Below are 13,437 nucleotides of genomic sequence, written 5' to 3'. Positions count from 1 at the left end.
TGAAGAATGATCATTTGTCTTCTCCTGGCAGTATCGATTTCAGCTCTTCACTGATGGACTGCATGACTTTAATCACTTTTTCAGCATATTTTGGATCGGTAGCGTAACCCGCATCCTGCAATGCACGGATAAACTGAGTCGGTGACGCTGCCACTTTCTTGGCATCTTGATAGCGCTCACCGTCAGCAATAAAGGAAACAAAATCGTTAAAACTATGCTCAAAATCGTTGTAAACCCGGAAATCGGCTTTTTGTCTAACGGCAATACCCTGCTCAAACTCCAAGGTACTCACGTTAGCTTTATCACCCAGCCAACGACGATCCGCTTTAATATTGAATAAGTTATGGCTAGGAGCGCCGTTATTTCCGCGAACAATTTTTTGCCCCCAACCAGTCTCGAGGGCCGATTGAGCCAATAACACTTCAGGTTTAGTGCCAAGGGCTTTAGCGGCTTTTTCTGCATGGGGATATAACGTCGCTAAAAATTCTTCACGGCTACCAAACTTAAGCGTCTTTTGCGTTTCTCTAAATGCCACTGTCGGCAATATTTGGCCGCTGATAACAGGTTCTATCGGTGATAAGGGTTGCTCAGACCAGCTTGGCTTAGGTGTATCTATCGCCAACAAGCGTTCAGGTCGGTCAATGTCTAAGGAAGAAGTGACACCATCGGCCTTTTCAAATTCAACATTTGGACGCGCTATCGATGCAGGCACACCTTGTACGGCTTGTTCTGAAGTGTTGCTATTTATAGCTTCAGCAGTCGATGGGGCTTGAACAGGAATATTAAACGCTTTAGCGTCATGTTCTAGTTTCATGCCACCATCATTACGTAGCACCGATGCAGGTGTTAGCTGGCTTGACTCAGGAGACAACTGCTGCACCATCATATCAGCCAGCCCCAGCACACCTTTATCCGATAAGTCGACGGACAATTGCTGATCCCGCATCTGCTCATAAAATTTGGTGTATTGACTATTGAGAGGACTGTCTGACTCGAACACCGCATTAGCATCACGCATGCTCTTCATCAGCATTTGCACAAAAACGCCTTCAAATTGTTGGGCGACTTTTTTCAAAGCGCCCTTTTCATCTTTCTGAGCCTGGGCGCGCAGGTTATCGAGCCCGCCCAGATCAAGAAAATGTGATGAACTTGAAAGCTTTTCCATGATTTTCCCGACAGAAATTAGATGATGATAAGTTCACCATGCAAAGCACCTGCCACTTTTAACGCCTCCAGAATGGCAAGGACATCTGAAGGGGCTGCACCGACCAAATTCACGGCGCGCACTAATTCATCTAAGGTCGTGCCGGGATTAAACATAAACATCCTGCGATCACTTTCAGTCGCATTTATCGTGCTATTGCTGGTCACTGTTGTTTGGCCATTGGCTAGCGCATTTGGCTGAGACACCTGAGTCGCTTCGGCGATCGTCACCGTCAAACCACCATGAGTCACAGCCGCAGGTAATAACTTGACGTTCTGCCCAACGACTATCGTGCCAGTACGCGAATTCACAATCACTTTGGCAGACTCTTCAGCAGGTTCCACCTCAATATTTTCGAGCGTAGCTAAAAAAGACACCCGTTGTGATACATCCCTTGGCGCACTGACCTGAATCGACGTTGCATCCAACGGGCGCGCCATATCAGGGCCGAGCAGATCATTAATCGCATCGGCCATACGCTGCGCGGTCGAAAAATCCGAGCGACGTAAGTTAAACGTCAAATAATCGCCAGTAGAAAACGGCGTAGCCACACTGCGTTCAACAATTGCGCCGTTAGGAATACGGCCAACCGTTGGCGTGTTTTGAATCACTTTCGAACCATCCAAACCATCGGCACTAAAACCACTTACCACTAAGCTGCCTTGGGCAATCGCATATACATTGCCATCAACCCCTTTGAGGAAGGTTTGCAGTAACGTCCCACCACGTAAGCTTTTTGCTTCACCTAGGCTTGAAACGGTCACATCCAATTCTTGGCCTGGTTTAATAAACGCTGGCATATCGGCATGCACAGCAACCACGGCCACGTTTTTGATTTTGGGTCTAAAATTTTCAGGCAAATTGATGCCGAAATTTTTAAGCATGGTGGTGAATGTTTGCTCTGTGTAATTGGTTTTCTCACCCGTACCAGGCAACCCCACTACTAAGCCATAACCAATTAACTGGTTATTTCGTACCCCTTGCACATTAGCAATATCTTTAATGCGTTCAGCCTGGCTTGGCATCGAAAACGCCAACATAACAACGGCCAAAATGAGTTTATATTTCATGATATGACTCCTTAGAAGGGCCACCAATCGCTCATAAAGAACTGGCTTAACCAGCCCACTTTTTGCGCTTCGGCGAAAGTACCAGTACCGCTATATTGAATACGCGCATTGGCCATACGGGTTGAATCAATGGTGTTATCTGGCTTGATATCCTGCGAGCGCACAATACCGGTCACGCGAATAAACTCATCACCATTGTTGATTGAAATCCACTTTTCACCGCGCACAACTAAGTTACCGTTATTGAGCACTTGCATAATATTGGCGGAGATACTGCCATCTAAGCTATTGCTTTGATCTGCATCGGATTCACGCTTAGTATTCATGCTGTCTTTGTAGCGTAAATCGAGGGGAATACCGCCTAAAGACACATTGCTCCCGCCGGCATAAATGGGATCGAGTGTCATATCAGAACCTTTTTTGATCTGATTACCGGCACTCTTTTTCGCCTGAGTCGCTTCTTTCAACACGATAGTGATAATGTCACCGACTTTATGGGCACGAATATCCGAGTAAAGACTCGCCGCTTGGCTATCTTGGTAAATCGACCCCGTTGCAGCAATTTTAGTCGGTGGTGCTTCGGGATAAACTGGGGCATAGAAGGGATCATCCGCAATCGGCTTCTTTGGAGTTGAACTACATGCCGCCAGCAAGAGCGTACTAGCCAATAGTAGATATCTAGCCATGATCATGTGCCTCTATAGATTCTGATTCACATAAGCCAGCATCTGATCGACCGCCGAAATCACTTTGGAGTTCATCTCGTAGATCCGCTGACTTTCAATGAGGTTAACTAGCTCTTCGGTCACGTTCACGTTAGAGGTTTCTAACGCACCTTGACGAATCGCTCCCATACCATCAAGTGATGCAGTGCCTTGAATAGGCGTACCACTCGCACCAGTTTCGGTGTATAGGTTTTGTCCCATAGGATCTAAACCCGACGGGTTAATAAAGTCGGTCATACTTAGCTGCCCAACGACCTGGTTTTCCGCCGCACCTGGTGTTTTTACCGAAACTTCCCCTTCAGCAGAGACCGTAATACTGGTTGCATCCTCAGGAATAGTGATCGCAGGTTGCAACACATAACCCGAACCCGGCGTGACAATTTGCCCTGTATCATCTAAGGTAAATTGACCATTACGGGTATAAGCCGTAGTCCCATCGGGGAGCTGCACTTCGAAAAATCCAGGACCTTCAATCATCAAATCGAGCGAGTTATCCGTGGTCAGCATATTGCCTTGGGTAAACATTTTTTGGGTGGCTACCACCTTGGTACCCGCACCAATGTTCAAACCGTTTGGCAACTTAGTGTTAGAGGCGCTGATCCCACCCGCTTGGTTAACAGTTTGATAAAGTAAGTCCTCAAATACCGCGCGGCTTTTTTTATAGCCCACAGTGCTGGCGTTAGCGACGTTGTTTGAAATCACCGCAATATCGGTTTGCTGTGCGTCTAAGCCAGTTTTACTAATCCATAACGCTGGATGCATAATTTATCTCCTAACTAATCCGCATTAATGAGGATGAAGCGCGGTCATTTTCTTCCGCGGTTTTCATCATCTTCACTTGCAATTCAAATTGTCGCTGTAGGTCGATTAAGGACACCATCTCATCCACGGGATTGACGTTACTGCCCTCTACAGCACCACTTTCTACAAATACACTGGGATCGGCAGGCGCCGGATCACCGGATACCAAACGGAACAACCCATCCTCGCCGCGCATCATTTGTGCATTGCCAGGGTTTACTAACTTTAATCTTCCTACCTCTTCGACGACTTCTGTCGTCGCACCTTGAGGACGAACAGAGATAATCCCATCCTGTGAAATAGTGACCTTTTCAATTGGCAGCGGTAACACAATCGGTCCGGCATCACCCATCACGGGATTACCACGGTCGTTATGCAATAAACCTGTTGAGTCAAAACTGAGACTGCCAGAACGGGTATAAGCTTCACTACCATCCTGTGCTTGCACGGCAAACCAACCGTCACCTTTAATGGCAACGTCAAGATCGCGTCCAGTAGATTTAATCGGGCCCGAACGAAAATTGGCGGAGGGGGTTTCAACCATGGCAAAGACCCTTGTCGGCAATCCTTCACCAAAGGCTTGCATCGATCTGGCTTGCGCCATATCCGACTTAAATCCATCGGTATTTGCGTTGGCTAAGTTGTTGGCACGCAACGCCAACTCATTCATATTTTGCTTAGCGCCGCTCATGGAGATATAAAGGAATTTGTCCACAGACTGCTCCGTCAAAGTTTCAACCTGACAATAGCAAAGCAAGCATCATGCCAATAAAATAAGCAGCTAGTTAACTGATAAATTAGGAGATTTTAATAAACGAATGAATGCACAACAGAAAGAGGCTAAGTGTTGCCGCTTGCGGCAACACTTAGCAGAGACAAGATTAACTTAACGAATTTGCAGAACAGTTTGTTGCAGAGTGTTATTCACTTCCAGCGTACGTGAGTTGGCTTGGAAGTTACGTTGTGCCGAAATCAAATCCACCAGCTCAGTCGTCAAGTCAATGTTAGATTGCTCTAACGCTGAAGAACTGAGACTACCAAACGTACCACTGTTAGGCTCACCAGCCAGCGCAGGACCTGACGATAAACTGGCTTTCCACGAGGTATTACCCACTTGTGTCAACCCTTGTTCGTTTGCAAAGCGAACTAAAGCAACGCGGGCTAATGGCACTGTTGAACCATTGGAGTAACTGGCAGTGATCAAACCATCTTCACCAATTTCGACATTGGTTAAACGCCCTACTGTGGTACCGTCCTGTGATAATTCAGTGGCGGCAAAGGGAGCTGAATATTGGGTTGGTGCATTAAATTTAATAGTCACGGCTTGAGTGCCATCAGCACCAGGGCCTAACACGCCAGCGCCGCCAACCCCTAGCGCTTCGGTGGCGACGACTGCCGGATCACTCCCAGTATACACACCGACAGAATTAAACTTCAGAACCGATCCCTTCCAGCCGCCAGCCGTTTGAGCTGTGCCAGAAGCATCGGGAGTGCCATCACCATTGGTGTCAGTCTGATATGTACCAGCAGGGCCAGAAATATCAACTTGTTTACCATCAATGGCATAGTATGCAACCCAGTTGTTTTCACCATTATATGAGCCATTATTTGGCTTGACGAAATAGGTCGTCATGATATGTGGCTCACCCAGAGAGTCATAAATCGTCATGGATGTCACACTGTTATAGGTTTTGGAGTCTAAAGGATCAAAAGCAGCAGGGTCGAGTGAACCTTCTTTTGCATTTAAATTCATCTGCAAAGTCACGTTTTCAGTTTGAACAGGGCTACCTGCAGTATCAGGAATTTGTACTGGCTTAGCTGTCGTTAAACTGACAGAGGTAGAGTTACCATCTTTGTCTACTGGAAAGGTCTGCAAAAAATTCCCAGCAGAGTCAACCATATAATTATTTTTGTCGACTTTGAAAGCACCTGCCCGAGTAAACTGATGATCCAAGGTACCTATCTCGGACGCAGTTACAAAAAAGCCACCGCCTTTAATCGCTAAATCTAACGAGTTATTCGTCAGTTGCAAACTACCTTGGTGGAATTGCTGCGCCACTTGGCTCGTAGCCACACCGCCACCCACAGCGGTTTTTGAGTTTGAGAAAATTGAATTAGCGTAAACATCCGCAAATTCAGCACGCGACTCTTTAAAGCCAATGGTGTTAGCATTCGCGATATTGTTCGCAGTAGTGTTCAAATCTTTCTGCGCAGCAGAAATGCCACTCAATGCAATGTTAAACGACATAATTCACCTCTACATTTGCTCAATTCAATGATGGACAAGTGTGATGTCCATTTACAATCTTGATTACGATTAAACTTCACTAATCGCAAGTACATCCGACAGTTTAAAGGCCATTCCACCCTTGAGATTCAAAATGGCGCCAGTCGCTGCAGTACCTAAAGAAACACTGGTCACATGCGCATAGGTCGATACAGCTAACGCTTGTGATTTATCATTCACTAAACCCGATGCTTTAATAGAGTAATTACCAGCAGCAACGGGTTCTCCTTTATCATTCAAACCATCCCACTTGACATCAGTGTTACCACCCTTACTACCATCAACAGTAAATGTTCTAACGACCTGCCCTTTATCATCTTCGATTCGAACATTAATGACGGGAATTTTCTCTGAAGTACTGATCACACCATTTAAGCCAGGGCTTTCTGCAGAGATATAACCCGTATCAGTCGGTAATAGCACTTTTCGCCCAACTAATCCCGATGCTTGCAAAGCTTGGCTTGATGTCATCACACTGTTTAAATTAACAATTTGATCATTTAACTTAGAAATGCCATCGACAGTAGAAAAAGATGCCATCTGTGCAATCATCTGGTCGTTATCAACGGGCTTGAAGGGATCCTGCATCGATAACTGCTGGCTGAGTAATGAGAAAAAATCCTCTTGAGTGAGCTGCTGACTCTTAGCCTCTGGAACAGCAGAACTATTCGGCAAACGTAATCCATCCAAAAATGGGTTACCTGTCGAGCTAGTCGAGGTTTTCGTGGTATTGGTTGATACCGTATTCGATTGAGTGTTTGTTTGAGTCAGCTGCGATGAGGTTTGACTCAGTTGGTTAATGAGGCTCACAACGTACCTCCTAAATAACGCATATTATTTACCCATCCCAAGTGTTTGTTGCAGCATAGATTTTGCCGCCTCAGCCACTTGAACATTCATCTGATATGAGCGAGAAGCTGAAATCATGTCAGCCATTTCTTCCATGACATTGACATTTGGTTTGTAAATAAAGCCATCAGCATCCGCCATCGGATGATCCGGCGAATACTCTTTTAATAGGGGCTTATCACTCTCGACTATGCCTTTCACCGTGACACCTTGGGAAGCTTGTTGCTGACTTTGCGCCTTGGCCATTTCGGCTTCGAAAATAGGATGACGAGAACGGTAAGTTTTATCTACACTGCTGGAGACTGAATCTGCGTTAGCAATGTTACTCGCGGTAGTATTTAGCCGCAGAGACTGGGCTGACATGCCAGACCCCGCAACATCGAAGATATTAAATAAACTCATGATTAATCCCCTCTCAGCGCTTTTTTCATACCGCTAAATTTACTGTCTAAAAAACCCAGAGACATTTGATATTCGAGAGCATTTTGCATAAATGCTGATTGCTCTTGTTGAACGTCGACAGTATTGCCATCCCCAGTATCGGGTTGATTCGGCACTCGAAATTTAACGTACTGCCCGGTTAGCTGCGCTAGCCCAAAATGCTGCTCATCAGCGGTCATATCTAAGCTATTACGCTGTTGTTGCTGGGTTTTAGCAACATTTAAGGCGGCAGAAAAATCGACGTCACGGGCTTTATAATGTGGCGTATCAGCATTTGCGATATTGCTTGAAATCACTTCAGCCCGCTCAGCACGGATCCCCAACGTGAATTGGTGAACACCCAGTGCCTTATCAAAATTAATCGCCATAAAATTGCCTCCATCGTGTCACTCACGGGAACAAAGCAATTCATGTGCCAATACTTTTATGGGAGGTAATAAAGTTTGTGAGGGATATAGCAGATAAAAAAATTACCGAACTATGCCGGTAATTATCAATTAAAATCAAACCCTTAAGTTTTCTTTTGGTAATAAATGCCAGGGTTACAACGAACCATATCAAATTCATCAGTAAGGCCAGCAATGGATTCGGATGCGCCTAAAAAGAGGATACCTTTGGGATTTAACGCGGCAGCAAATTGCCGCAAAATTTTTGCTTTTGCCTCAGGGGCAAAATAGATCAACACATTTCGGCAAAAAATAATGTCAAACTTACCCAACAAAGTGTAACTCTCGAGCAAGTTATGAGCTCGGAAATTGACGAGACGTTTAACGTTATCCTTTATGCGCATGTTGCCAGAAGGCAAAGCATCAAAAAACTGCCGCTTACGTTCTTCAGACAATCCACGTGCTAACGCTAAACTATCATACTCAGCATTTTTACATCGCTCCAACATAGAAGGAGAAAGATCCGTTGCTTGAATCGAGGCACCACCAGGCAGCGCCCCTGGTTTTTTTTGCTGGTACTCTAATATGGTCATTGCTAAAGAATATGGCTCTTGACCCGACGAGCAAGCTGCAGACCATATCTTTAAAGGTCTACCTAACTTACTGTATTCTGGTAATAGCACATTATTAAGCAATTCAAATGGATAACGATCACGAAACCATAAGGTTTCATTAGTGGTCATGGCATCAATAACTTCAGCTCGTAAAGCTCGTTCCGTGGGTTTCATCGAATGCTTTACCACATCGGATAACGAAGGAAGGTTATATTTGCCCATCAATGGCGCGAGACGACTACGTACGAGGTATTGTTTATTTTCACCTAGCACGATGCCGCTATGTTGTTCTAAGAACAACCTAAATTGATTATATTCTGCTTCAGCGAGTGATTTATCAGGCACATTCACGTCCTAGATCCTATAGCAAGCACCAAAATAAGTGCACAACAATCATGTAATAAGGGCTAGATTATAGCGTAAAGCTCAACTAGGCACTAACCCACACTCTCACTACAAACTTAAATGCTTGTTCACTGCCGCAGCTAATTCGTCAGGGTTAAATTTTGCGATAAAGTCATTGGCACCAACCTTTTGTACCATGGCTTGGTTAAAGACACCGCTTAATGAGGTGTGCAGTACCACCTTGATATTTTTAAGCTTAGGATCATCACGGATCTCAGCCGTTAAGGTATAACCATCCATTTCGGGCATCTCAATATCGGAGATAATGAGTGGAATTTCATCGGCAACGTTATTCATTTCACTTGCAATGGCCTTGAGCTTATCAAGTGCCTCACGACCATCTTTTGCCGTGTCAATTTGTAAATTTAACGACTCTAACGACCGAATAATTTGCTTGCGTGCCACCGCAGAATCATCAATCACCATAATATGGTAATGCTGACTTCTATCGAGAGTAAGTTGCTCATTAACCTCTTCACTAATGGCCGTTTTGACAGGTGAGATTTCATCTAAAATCTTTTCAACATCCAAGATTTCAACCAATTCACCTTCAATCTCGGTAACCGCGGTTAAATAGGAATAACGCCCAGCACCTTGCGGTGGCGGCATAATGGCTTCCCAGTTCATGTTGATAATACGTTCAACAGAACTAACCAAGAACCCCTGCACACTACGGTTATATTCCGAAATGATGATAAAGCAATTTTCAGTGCTCGCTAACGGACGCCCTCCCGTTGCCGCACTCAGATCGATAACAGAAATAGTTGTGCCACGAATATGGGCAACTCCTTTGACGTAAGGATTGAGTTTAGGCAATGTCGTTAATGGCGGGCATTGCAAAACCTCTTTCACTTTAAATACGTTTATCCCAAACCGTTGACGACCATTTAACTTAAATAGCAATAGTTCTAGCCGGTTTTGACCTACGAGTTGGGTTCGTTTGTTGACTGAATCAAGAATACTCGACATAACTCTGCCTTGTTGTTCTGTTTATGTACGGCCCTAAAACTCGTTTGAGTATAGGCATATTAATTGCTTACGTCTTGTTATCGATAAACATAGTTGAAACTAAGTCAAACTTCTGACACCAAAAATCTAAGAAAGAAGCATTGAACAGTTTCACGCTTGATAAAAGTATAGGTGTATTCTGGCGTTACAAGCTAGTCTCTTCATTATGAAAGTAAATTTAGTCTATTTTTTGAGTATTTTCGCACTTTTTCTATCCACGGCAGCTAAGGCTGAACCCGTGATACCTAGCGTATCGGCGATATCCGAATTAGCTAAAGCCCTTATTAATGAAAAGATTGCTGTACCTGCAAATGCGAAAGTCGACATTAATCCACAAACGGTCGATAACCGAATGCTGCCAGCACAGTGCACATCACCAATAAGGGTCGAATTAGCTTCAGAACGCGAAATTAGCCGTAATAACACCATAAAAGTCAGTTGTGATACCCCCGATCTCGCCTACCCTTGGCAGATTTTTATGTCTGTTAGAGTAGACATTCTTTTTCCTGTTGTGGTCGCAACCGAAACCTTAGCGCCAGGTGAATTAATCAGTCCTTTACAGGTCGAGATCCGCTATGTTGACCAAAATAGTTTGCGTGGCATGCAATTTAGCGATACTAATCAGCTAACAGGCGTGAGAGTTAAACGCCGAGTCGCGAAAAATTATCCTATTTTTGCGAACAACCTTTGCTTTGTCTGTAAAAATGACACAGTGTCGATTTATGTGCGTTCAAATAACTTCGTACTAAAAACTGTGGGAGAGGCGCTGCAAGATGGTAATATTGGCGACCAAATTCGAATCAAAAATAGCAGTTCTAACAAAGAGCTAGATGCCATAATTACGGCGATTGGCGAAGTAGAAGTTAGAATGTAAAATAAGCTAAAGCTTTTCGATAAGCTGCCGATACCCCAGTTAAGAAATCCGTATACATGACGCTGGAGCCTAAAATGGCAATTGATATTAGCAAATTTAACGCCGGAGCGGCCGCACAAGTCCGTTCAAACAGCACTAAACAAAGCAGCGAAAGCGAGAAAACCTCTCAGGTAGCAGCTAAATCAACTCAACTAAAAGGTGACTCTGTTGTCATTACGGCTCAAGCTCAACAGTTACAAGGAGCTCAAACCAAAATGGCCAGTCTACCTGAAGTCGACCAAAAGAAGGTGGCCGAAATAAAACAAGCCATTGCCGAAGGTCGTTATAAAATTGATCCCGAAAAGTTGGCTGCGAATATTGCCAGCTTCGAAGCAGAATTAAATGAGCTTAATAAAGAGTAACTATGACAGAAATAGCTAAACTGGTAGATCAACAACACGCCCATTTGGCTGTTCTTAAACAAATTATTCTTAAGGAAAAAGGCGCTTTGGTTGACCAAAACGCCGATTTGCTTTTGTCCCTTGCTGAGCAAAAATCAACATGTCTACAAGCCCTTAAAGCAAATGATGACTTGCTGGCTAGTCACAGCGATAAAGCCTTACTCACAGAGCAAGTTGAGCTATCCGATAAAATGGCAGTGGTTAAAGAGGCTCTAGCAGAATGCAAAGATCTCAACGCACAAAATGCTAGTTTGATCGAGATGAATCTTGCAAGCCTAAACCGCTTTGCTCAAGCCTTGCAGGCGAGCCGAAATGCCACCACGCTGACGTATAACGATAAAGGTAAAACCTCAACAATCTCAAGCTTAGGCAATGATCTAAAAGCGTAAGGTGTTATAAGTACAAACGGATTTCAAACAAAAACCGCGCTTAGTAAGCGCGGTTTTTGTTTATCGATTATCCGTACCCAAACCATCTCATGCTTGTCTTCTGGCGGATAGGAGATGACACCTTAAAAGTAAGTGACTTCTTTAATTCTCTGTGGCCGACTCTGCTGCTGATAGATTTGCCATACCTTAGAAAAATCAAGTTCTAACTCAGTAACGTAATGCTCACCTGCGGGATAACTTTTAACTACTCTTGCGCCGCGGATCACCCCAGTGACTGAAGCTTTAACATTATCATCGGTTAGCATCCAATCACTGACACTGCTGTTAGCGGTGATCTTTTGGCCGTATACTTGTTCAGCTAGCTCACGGTAAGCCACAATTTTAGATGCTTGCATCGCCATCAACATTCTTTGAGATTGCTCTTTCGCTGGTTGAGTCGCTAACGGGGCATAACCAATGGCCGTTAGCTTAGGGAAGCTAGATGGAGGAACATCTTCCCACTGCACATACTTGTCTCTAGAGGCACAACTTGTCAGTAGAAGCGCCGCAATCACTAACAGATAGCGTTTCATTTTCCATCTCCTAATACACGCACTTCATTCATACCGGGAGCCGACTGACGATATAAAATCCCATCGTGGGAGATCACTTGCTCAGAGGGCTGCATATAATTGCTTAATTCTTTTTGTGTAACAAAGGTCTGTGAAGCTGACACCACTCGGTTGTTACTTAAGGTAACGATTCGAGTATTAATGGCTAAGCCATTGGTCGTCGGGCTCATCGTGGATACCACAATATGGTCAACAGGTAAGTTGGTCGAAAGCTTTTGCCAATCACGCGTCAAAATAAAATCGCCCTCGCCAGTAACACGCAGTCCATCGGCGAGATTTAACTCCACCACGTTAAATTGAAAACTGTGCAACGATGCCATGAGTCCCTGCTGCAATTGCAGCGCAACCGCATTCGTACTCGTCATGTCGCCCACCAATACTGGTGTAGTTACAACAATAGGTTGATCAGGACGCAATGCATCATTTTGCTTGACTAGCTCGGTCACAATACGCTGAGCTAAATGATTAATCACCGCTGTCGGCGGCAAACCATTGCCATCAACTAGGCTAGGTTTTGGCGGCACAACGGGTTTAGTCGCACACCCAATCAGCACCAAAAGAGCCAGGGGAATGAACGCACGCTTTAGCATGGGAATAACCTCATTATCGATATCAATGCGCCTCAAAGCGAGCCGCAATCTTTAGTCAAAAAGATTGCAAATATTAGACCAAGTCAAAATACAATCCTTGATTCACTCACCTGATTATCGACAACGGTGCCAATAACTTTACCCTCTTTACCTATTCAGCAACTTCAGATAGTTTGGGGATATTTCATAAATCAGGCACGGAACTTGCTTTTACAGCCAATAAAACCGCCATTAAACTGACTCAACTGATTGGCACAATTGACCTGAAGGGCTTATTAATGAACATACTCAGAAAGCACTTGCTCATCATTAGCAGCCTACTGCTGGCCGCACTTCAAGCTAATCAAGCACAAGCAGAATGGGTCGAAGCCAGTGGTGAAGCAATCATCACTAATGGCAACATCGCCCAAGCGCGGGAAGAAGCCATCAATCAAGCGGTTAGCTATGCCACCCTCAGCACCGGGATCCAAATATCCAGTGAACAACAAACCACCAACGGCAATCTCACACAAGACAGCTTCGCCATTAATCGTAACGCTCAAGCGATTAGTATTCAGTTAGTGAGTGAACGCATTCAAGGGAATAAAATTTATGTGGCGCTCAGGCTCGATCTGAATGATGACCCAACACAACAATGCCCAACGGGCCAATTAAAAGCCGCGATCCTTATTCCCCAAGCCCAAATAAAAGATCGAGCACAATTACGCTACGGCCAATTATCAGGATTTGAAGAAGTCATCTCT

General features: G+C 44.6%; 17 protein-coding genes. 4 read left to right on the top strand and 13 right to left on the bottom strand.

Annotated features, from left to right (window positions below; translation table 11 throughout):
* Positions 1-10: 10 nt before the first annotated feature.
* The 11 genes from flgJ to L976_RS19700 all read right to left on the bottom strand — a co-directional run bounded on the left by flgJ (position 11) and on the right by L976_RS19700 (position 9,751).
* Positions 11-1,165 carry a flagellar assembly peptidoglycan hydrolase FlgJ gene (gene flgJ / locus L976_RS19750; RefSeq protein WP_047539504.1) on the bottom strand — a complete coding sequence of 385 codons (1,155 nt, stop codon included), beginning with the start codon at positions 1,163-1,165 and terminating at the stop codon, positions 11-13.
* A gap of 17 nt (positions 1,166-1,182) precedes the next feature.
* On the bottom strand, positions 1,183-2,274 hold the full coding sequence (locus tag L976_RS19745; protein ID WP_037420597.1) for a flagellar basal body P-ring protein FlgI: 1,092 nt from the start codon (positions 2,272-2,274) through the stop codon (positions 1,183-1,185).
* Between the two features lie 11 nt (positions 2,275-2,285).
* Positions 2,286-2,960: a flagellar basal body L-ring protein FlgH gene (gene flgH, locus L976_RS19740; RefSeq protein WP_011716401.1), complete on the bottom strand. Its 675-nt coding sequence runs from the start codon at positions 2,958-2,960 to the stop codon at positions 2,286-2,288.
* Between the two features lie 12 nt (positions 2,961-2,972).
* On the bottom strand, positions 2,973-3,761 hold the full coding sequence (gene flgG, locus L976_RS19735; RefSeq protein WP_011716400.1) for a flagellar basal-body rod protein FlgG: 789 nt from the start codon (positions 3,759-3,761) through the stop codon (positions 2,973-2,975).
* A 10-nt stretch (positions 3,762-3,771) separates the two neighbouring features.
* Positions 3,772-4,515: a flagellar basal-body rod protein FlgF gene (flgF, locus tag L976_RS19730; protein ID WP_011716399.1), complete on the bottom strand. Its 744-nt coding sequence runs from the start codon at positions 4,513-4,515 to the stop codon at positions 3,772-3,774.
* Between the two features lie 171 nt (positions 4,516-4,686).
* Positions 4,687-6,048 (bottom strand): flagellar hook protein FlgE, encoded by a 1,362-nt coding sequence (gene flgE / locus L976_RS19725; RefSeq protein WP_047539503.1) that lies wholly within the window; start codon positions 6,046-6,048, stop codon positions 4,687-4,689.
* A 69-nt stretch (positions 6,049-6,117) separates the two neighbouring features.
* Complete coding sequence (flgD, locus tag L976_RS19720) at positions 6,118-6,897, bottom strand: flagellar hook assembly protein FlgD (RefSeq protein ID WP_037420602.1); 780 nt, start codon at positions 6,895-6,897, stop codon at positions 6,118-6,120.
* Between the two features lie 24 nt (positions 6,898-6,921).
* Entirely contained in the window at positions 6,922-7,338 is a 417-nt protein-coding gene (flgC, locus tag L976_RS19715) for a flagellar basal body rod protein FlgC (RefSeq protein WP_011716396.1), read from the bottom strand.
* 2 nt (positions 7,339-7,340) lie between these two features.
* The gene (gene flgB, locus L976_RS19710) at positions 7,341-7,745 is read right to left on the bottom strand and encodes a flagellar basal body rod protein FlgB (RefSeq protein ID WP_047539502.1); all 405 of its coding nucleotides are present in this window, start codon (positions 7,743-7,745) and stop codon (positions 7,341-7,343) included.
* A 143-nt stretch (positions 7,746-7,888) separates the two neighbouring features.
* Positions 7,889-8,728: a CheR family methyltransferase gene (locus tag L976_RS19705; RefSeq protein WP_037420607.1), complete on the bottom strand. Its 840-nt coding sequence runs from the start codon at positions 8,726-8,728 to the stop codon at positions 7,889-7,891.
* A gap of 102 nt (positions 8,729-8,830) precedes the next feature.
* On the bottom strand, positions 8,831-9,751 hold the full coding sequence (locus L976_RS19700) for a chemotaxis protein CheV (protein WP_037420608.1): 921 nt from the start codon (positions 9,749-9,751) through the stop codon (positions 8,831-8,833).
* 205 nt (positions 9,752-9,956) lie between these two features.
* Between L976_RS19700 and flgA the strand changes: the two genes are divergently transcribed.
* The 3 genes from flgA to L976_RS19685 all read left to right on the top strand — a co-directional run bounded on the left by flgA (position 9,957) and on the right by L976_RS19685 (position 11,493).
* On the top strand, positions 9,957-10,664 hold the full coding sequence (flgA, locus tag L976_RS19695) for a flagellar basal body P-ring formation chaperone FlgA (RefSeq protein WP_037424826.1): 708 nt from the start codon (positions 9,957-9,959) through the stop codon (positions 10,662-10,664).
* A gap of 74 nt (positions 10,665-10,738) precedes the next feature.
* On the top strand, positions 10,739-11,065 hold the full coding sequence (flgM, locus tag L976_RS19690) for a flagellar biosynthesis anti-sigma factor FlgM (RefSeq protein ID WP_037420613.1): 327 nt from the start codon (positions 10,739-10,741) through the stop codon (positions 11,063-11,065).
* 2 nt (positions 11,066-11,067) lie between these two features.
* The gene (locus L976_RS19685; RefSeq protein WP_037420616.1) at positions 11,068-11,493 is read left to right on the top strand and encodes a flagella synthesis protein FlgN; all 426 of its coding nucleotides are present in this window, start codon (positions 11,068-11,070) and stop codon (positions 11,491-11,493) included.
* Between the two features lie 122 nt (positions 11,494-11,615).
* Here the strand turns inward: L976_RS19685 and L976_RS19680 are convergent, their stop codons facing one another.
* Complete coding sequence (locus tag L976_RS19680) at positions 11,616-12,065, bottom strand: LPP20 family lipoprotein (protein WP_037420620.1); 450 nt, start codon at positions 12,063-12,065, stop codon at positions 11,616-11,618.
* On the bottom strand, positions 12,062-12,694 hold the full coding sequence (locus L976_RS19675) for a FlgO family outer membrane protein (RefSeq protein WP_047539498.1): 633 nt from the start codon (positions 12,692-12,694) through the stop codon (positions 12,062-12,064). The genes L976_RS19680 and L976_RS19675 overlap by 4 nt, the downstream gene beginning before the upstream one ends.
* A 278-nt stretch (positions 12,695-12,972) precedes the next feature.
* Here L976_RS19675 and L976_RS19670 point away from each other — a divergent pair.
* On the top strand, positions 12,973-13,437 hold a 465-nt coding region (locus L976_RS19670), incomplete at its 3' end, for a flagellar assembly protein T N-terminal domain-containing protein (protein ID WP_047540778.1).

The sequence above is a fragment of the Shewanella sp. ZOR0012 genome (assembly GCF_000798835.1).
Taxonomy (GTDB): Bacteria; Pseudomonadota; Gammaproteobacteria; order Enterobacterales; family Shewanellaceae; genus Shewanella; species Shewanella xiamenensis.
Note: the sequence above shows the minus strand (reverse complement) of the source record. Positions and strands in the feature narration are given on the sequence as shown.

Bases quoted from the DNA above. Each gene is read 5' to 3' on its own strand.
- flgJ (WP_047539504.1), bottom strand. From the start codon at position 1,165: ATGGAAAAGCTTTCAAGTTCATCACATTTTCTTGATCTGGGCGGGCTC.
- L976_RS19745 (WP_037420597.1), bottom strand. From the start codon at position 2,274: ATGAAATATAAACTCATTTTGGCCGTTGTTATGTTGGCGTTTTCGATG.
- flgH (WP_011716401.1), bottom strand. From the start codon at position 2,960: ATGGCTAGATATCTACTATTGGCTAGTACGCTCTTGCTGGCGGCATGT.
- flgG (WP_011716400.1), bottom strand. From the start codon at position 3,761: ATGCATCCAGCGTTATGGATTAGTAAAACTGGCTTAGACGCACAGCAA.
- flgE (WP_047539503.1), bottom strand. From the start codon at position 6,048: ATGTCGTTTAACATTGCATTGAGTGGCATTTCTGCTGCGCAGAAAGAT.
- flgC (WP_011716396.1), bottom strand. From the start codon at position 7,338: ATGAGTTTATTTAATATCTTCGATGTTGCGGGGTCTGGCATGTCAGCC.
- flgB (WP_047539502.1), bottom strand. From the start codon at position 7,745: ATGGCGATTAATTTTGATAAGGCACTGGGTGTTCACCAATTCACGTTG.
- L976_RS19700 (WP_037420608.1), bottom strand. From the start codon at position 9,751: ATGTCGAGTATTCTTGATTCAGTCAACAAACGAACCCAACTCGTAGGT.
- flgA (WP_037424826.1), top strand. From the start codon at position 9,957: ATGAAAGTAAATTTAGTCTATTTTTTGAGTATTTTCGCACTTTTTCTA.
- flgM (WP_037420613.1), top strand. From the start codon at position 10,739: ATGGCAATTGATATTAGCAAATTTAACGCCGGAGCGGCCGCACAAGTC.
- L976_RS19685 (WP_037420616.1), top strand. From the start codon at position 11,068: ATGACAGAAATAGCTAAACTGGTAGATCAACAACACGCCCATTTGGCT.
- L976_RS19680 (WP_037420620.1), bottom strand. From the start codon at position 12,065: ATGAAACGCTATCTGTTAGTGATTGCGGCGCTTCTACTGACAAGTTGT.
- L976_RS19675 (WP_047539498.1), bottom strand. From the start codon at position 12,694: ATGCTAAAGCGTGCGTTCATTCCCCTGGCTCTTTTGGTGCTGATTGGG.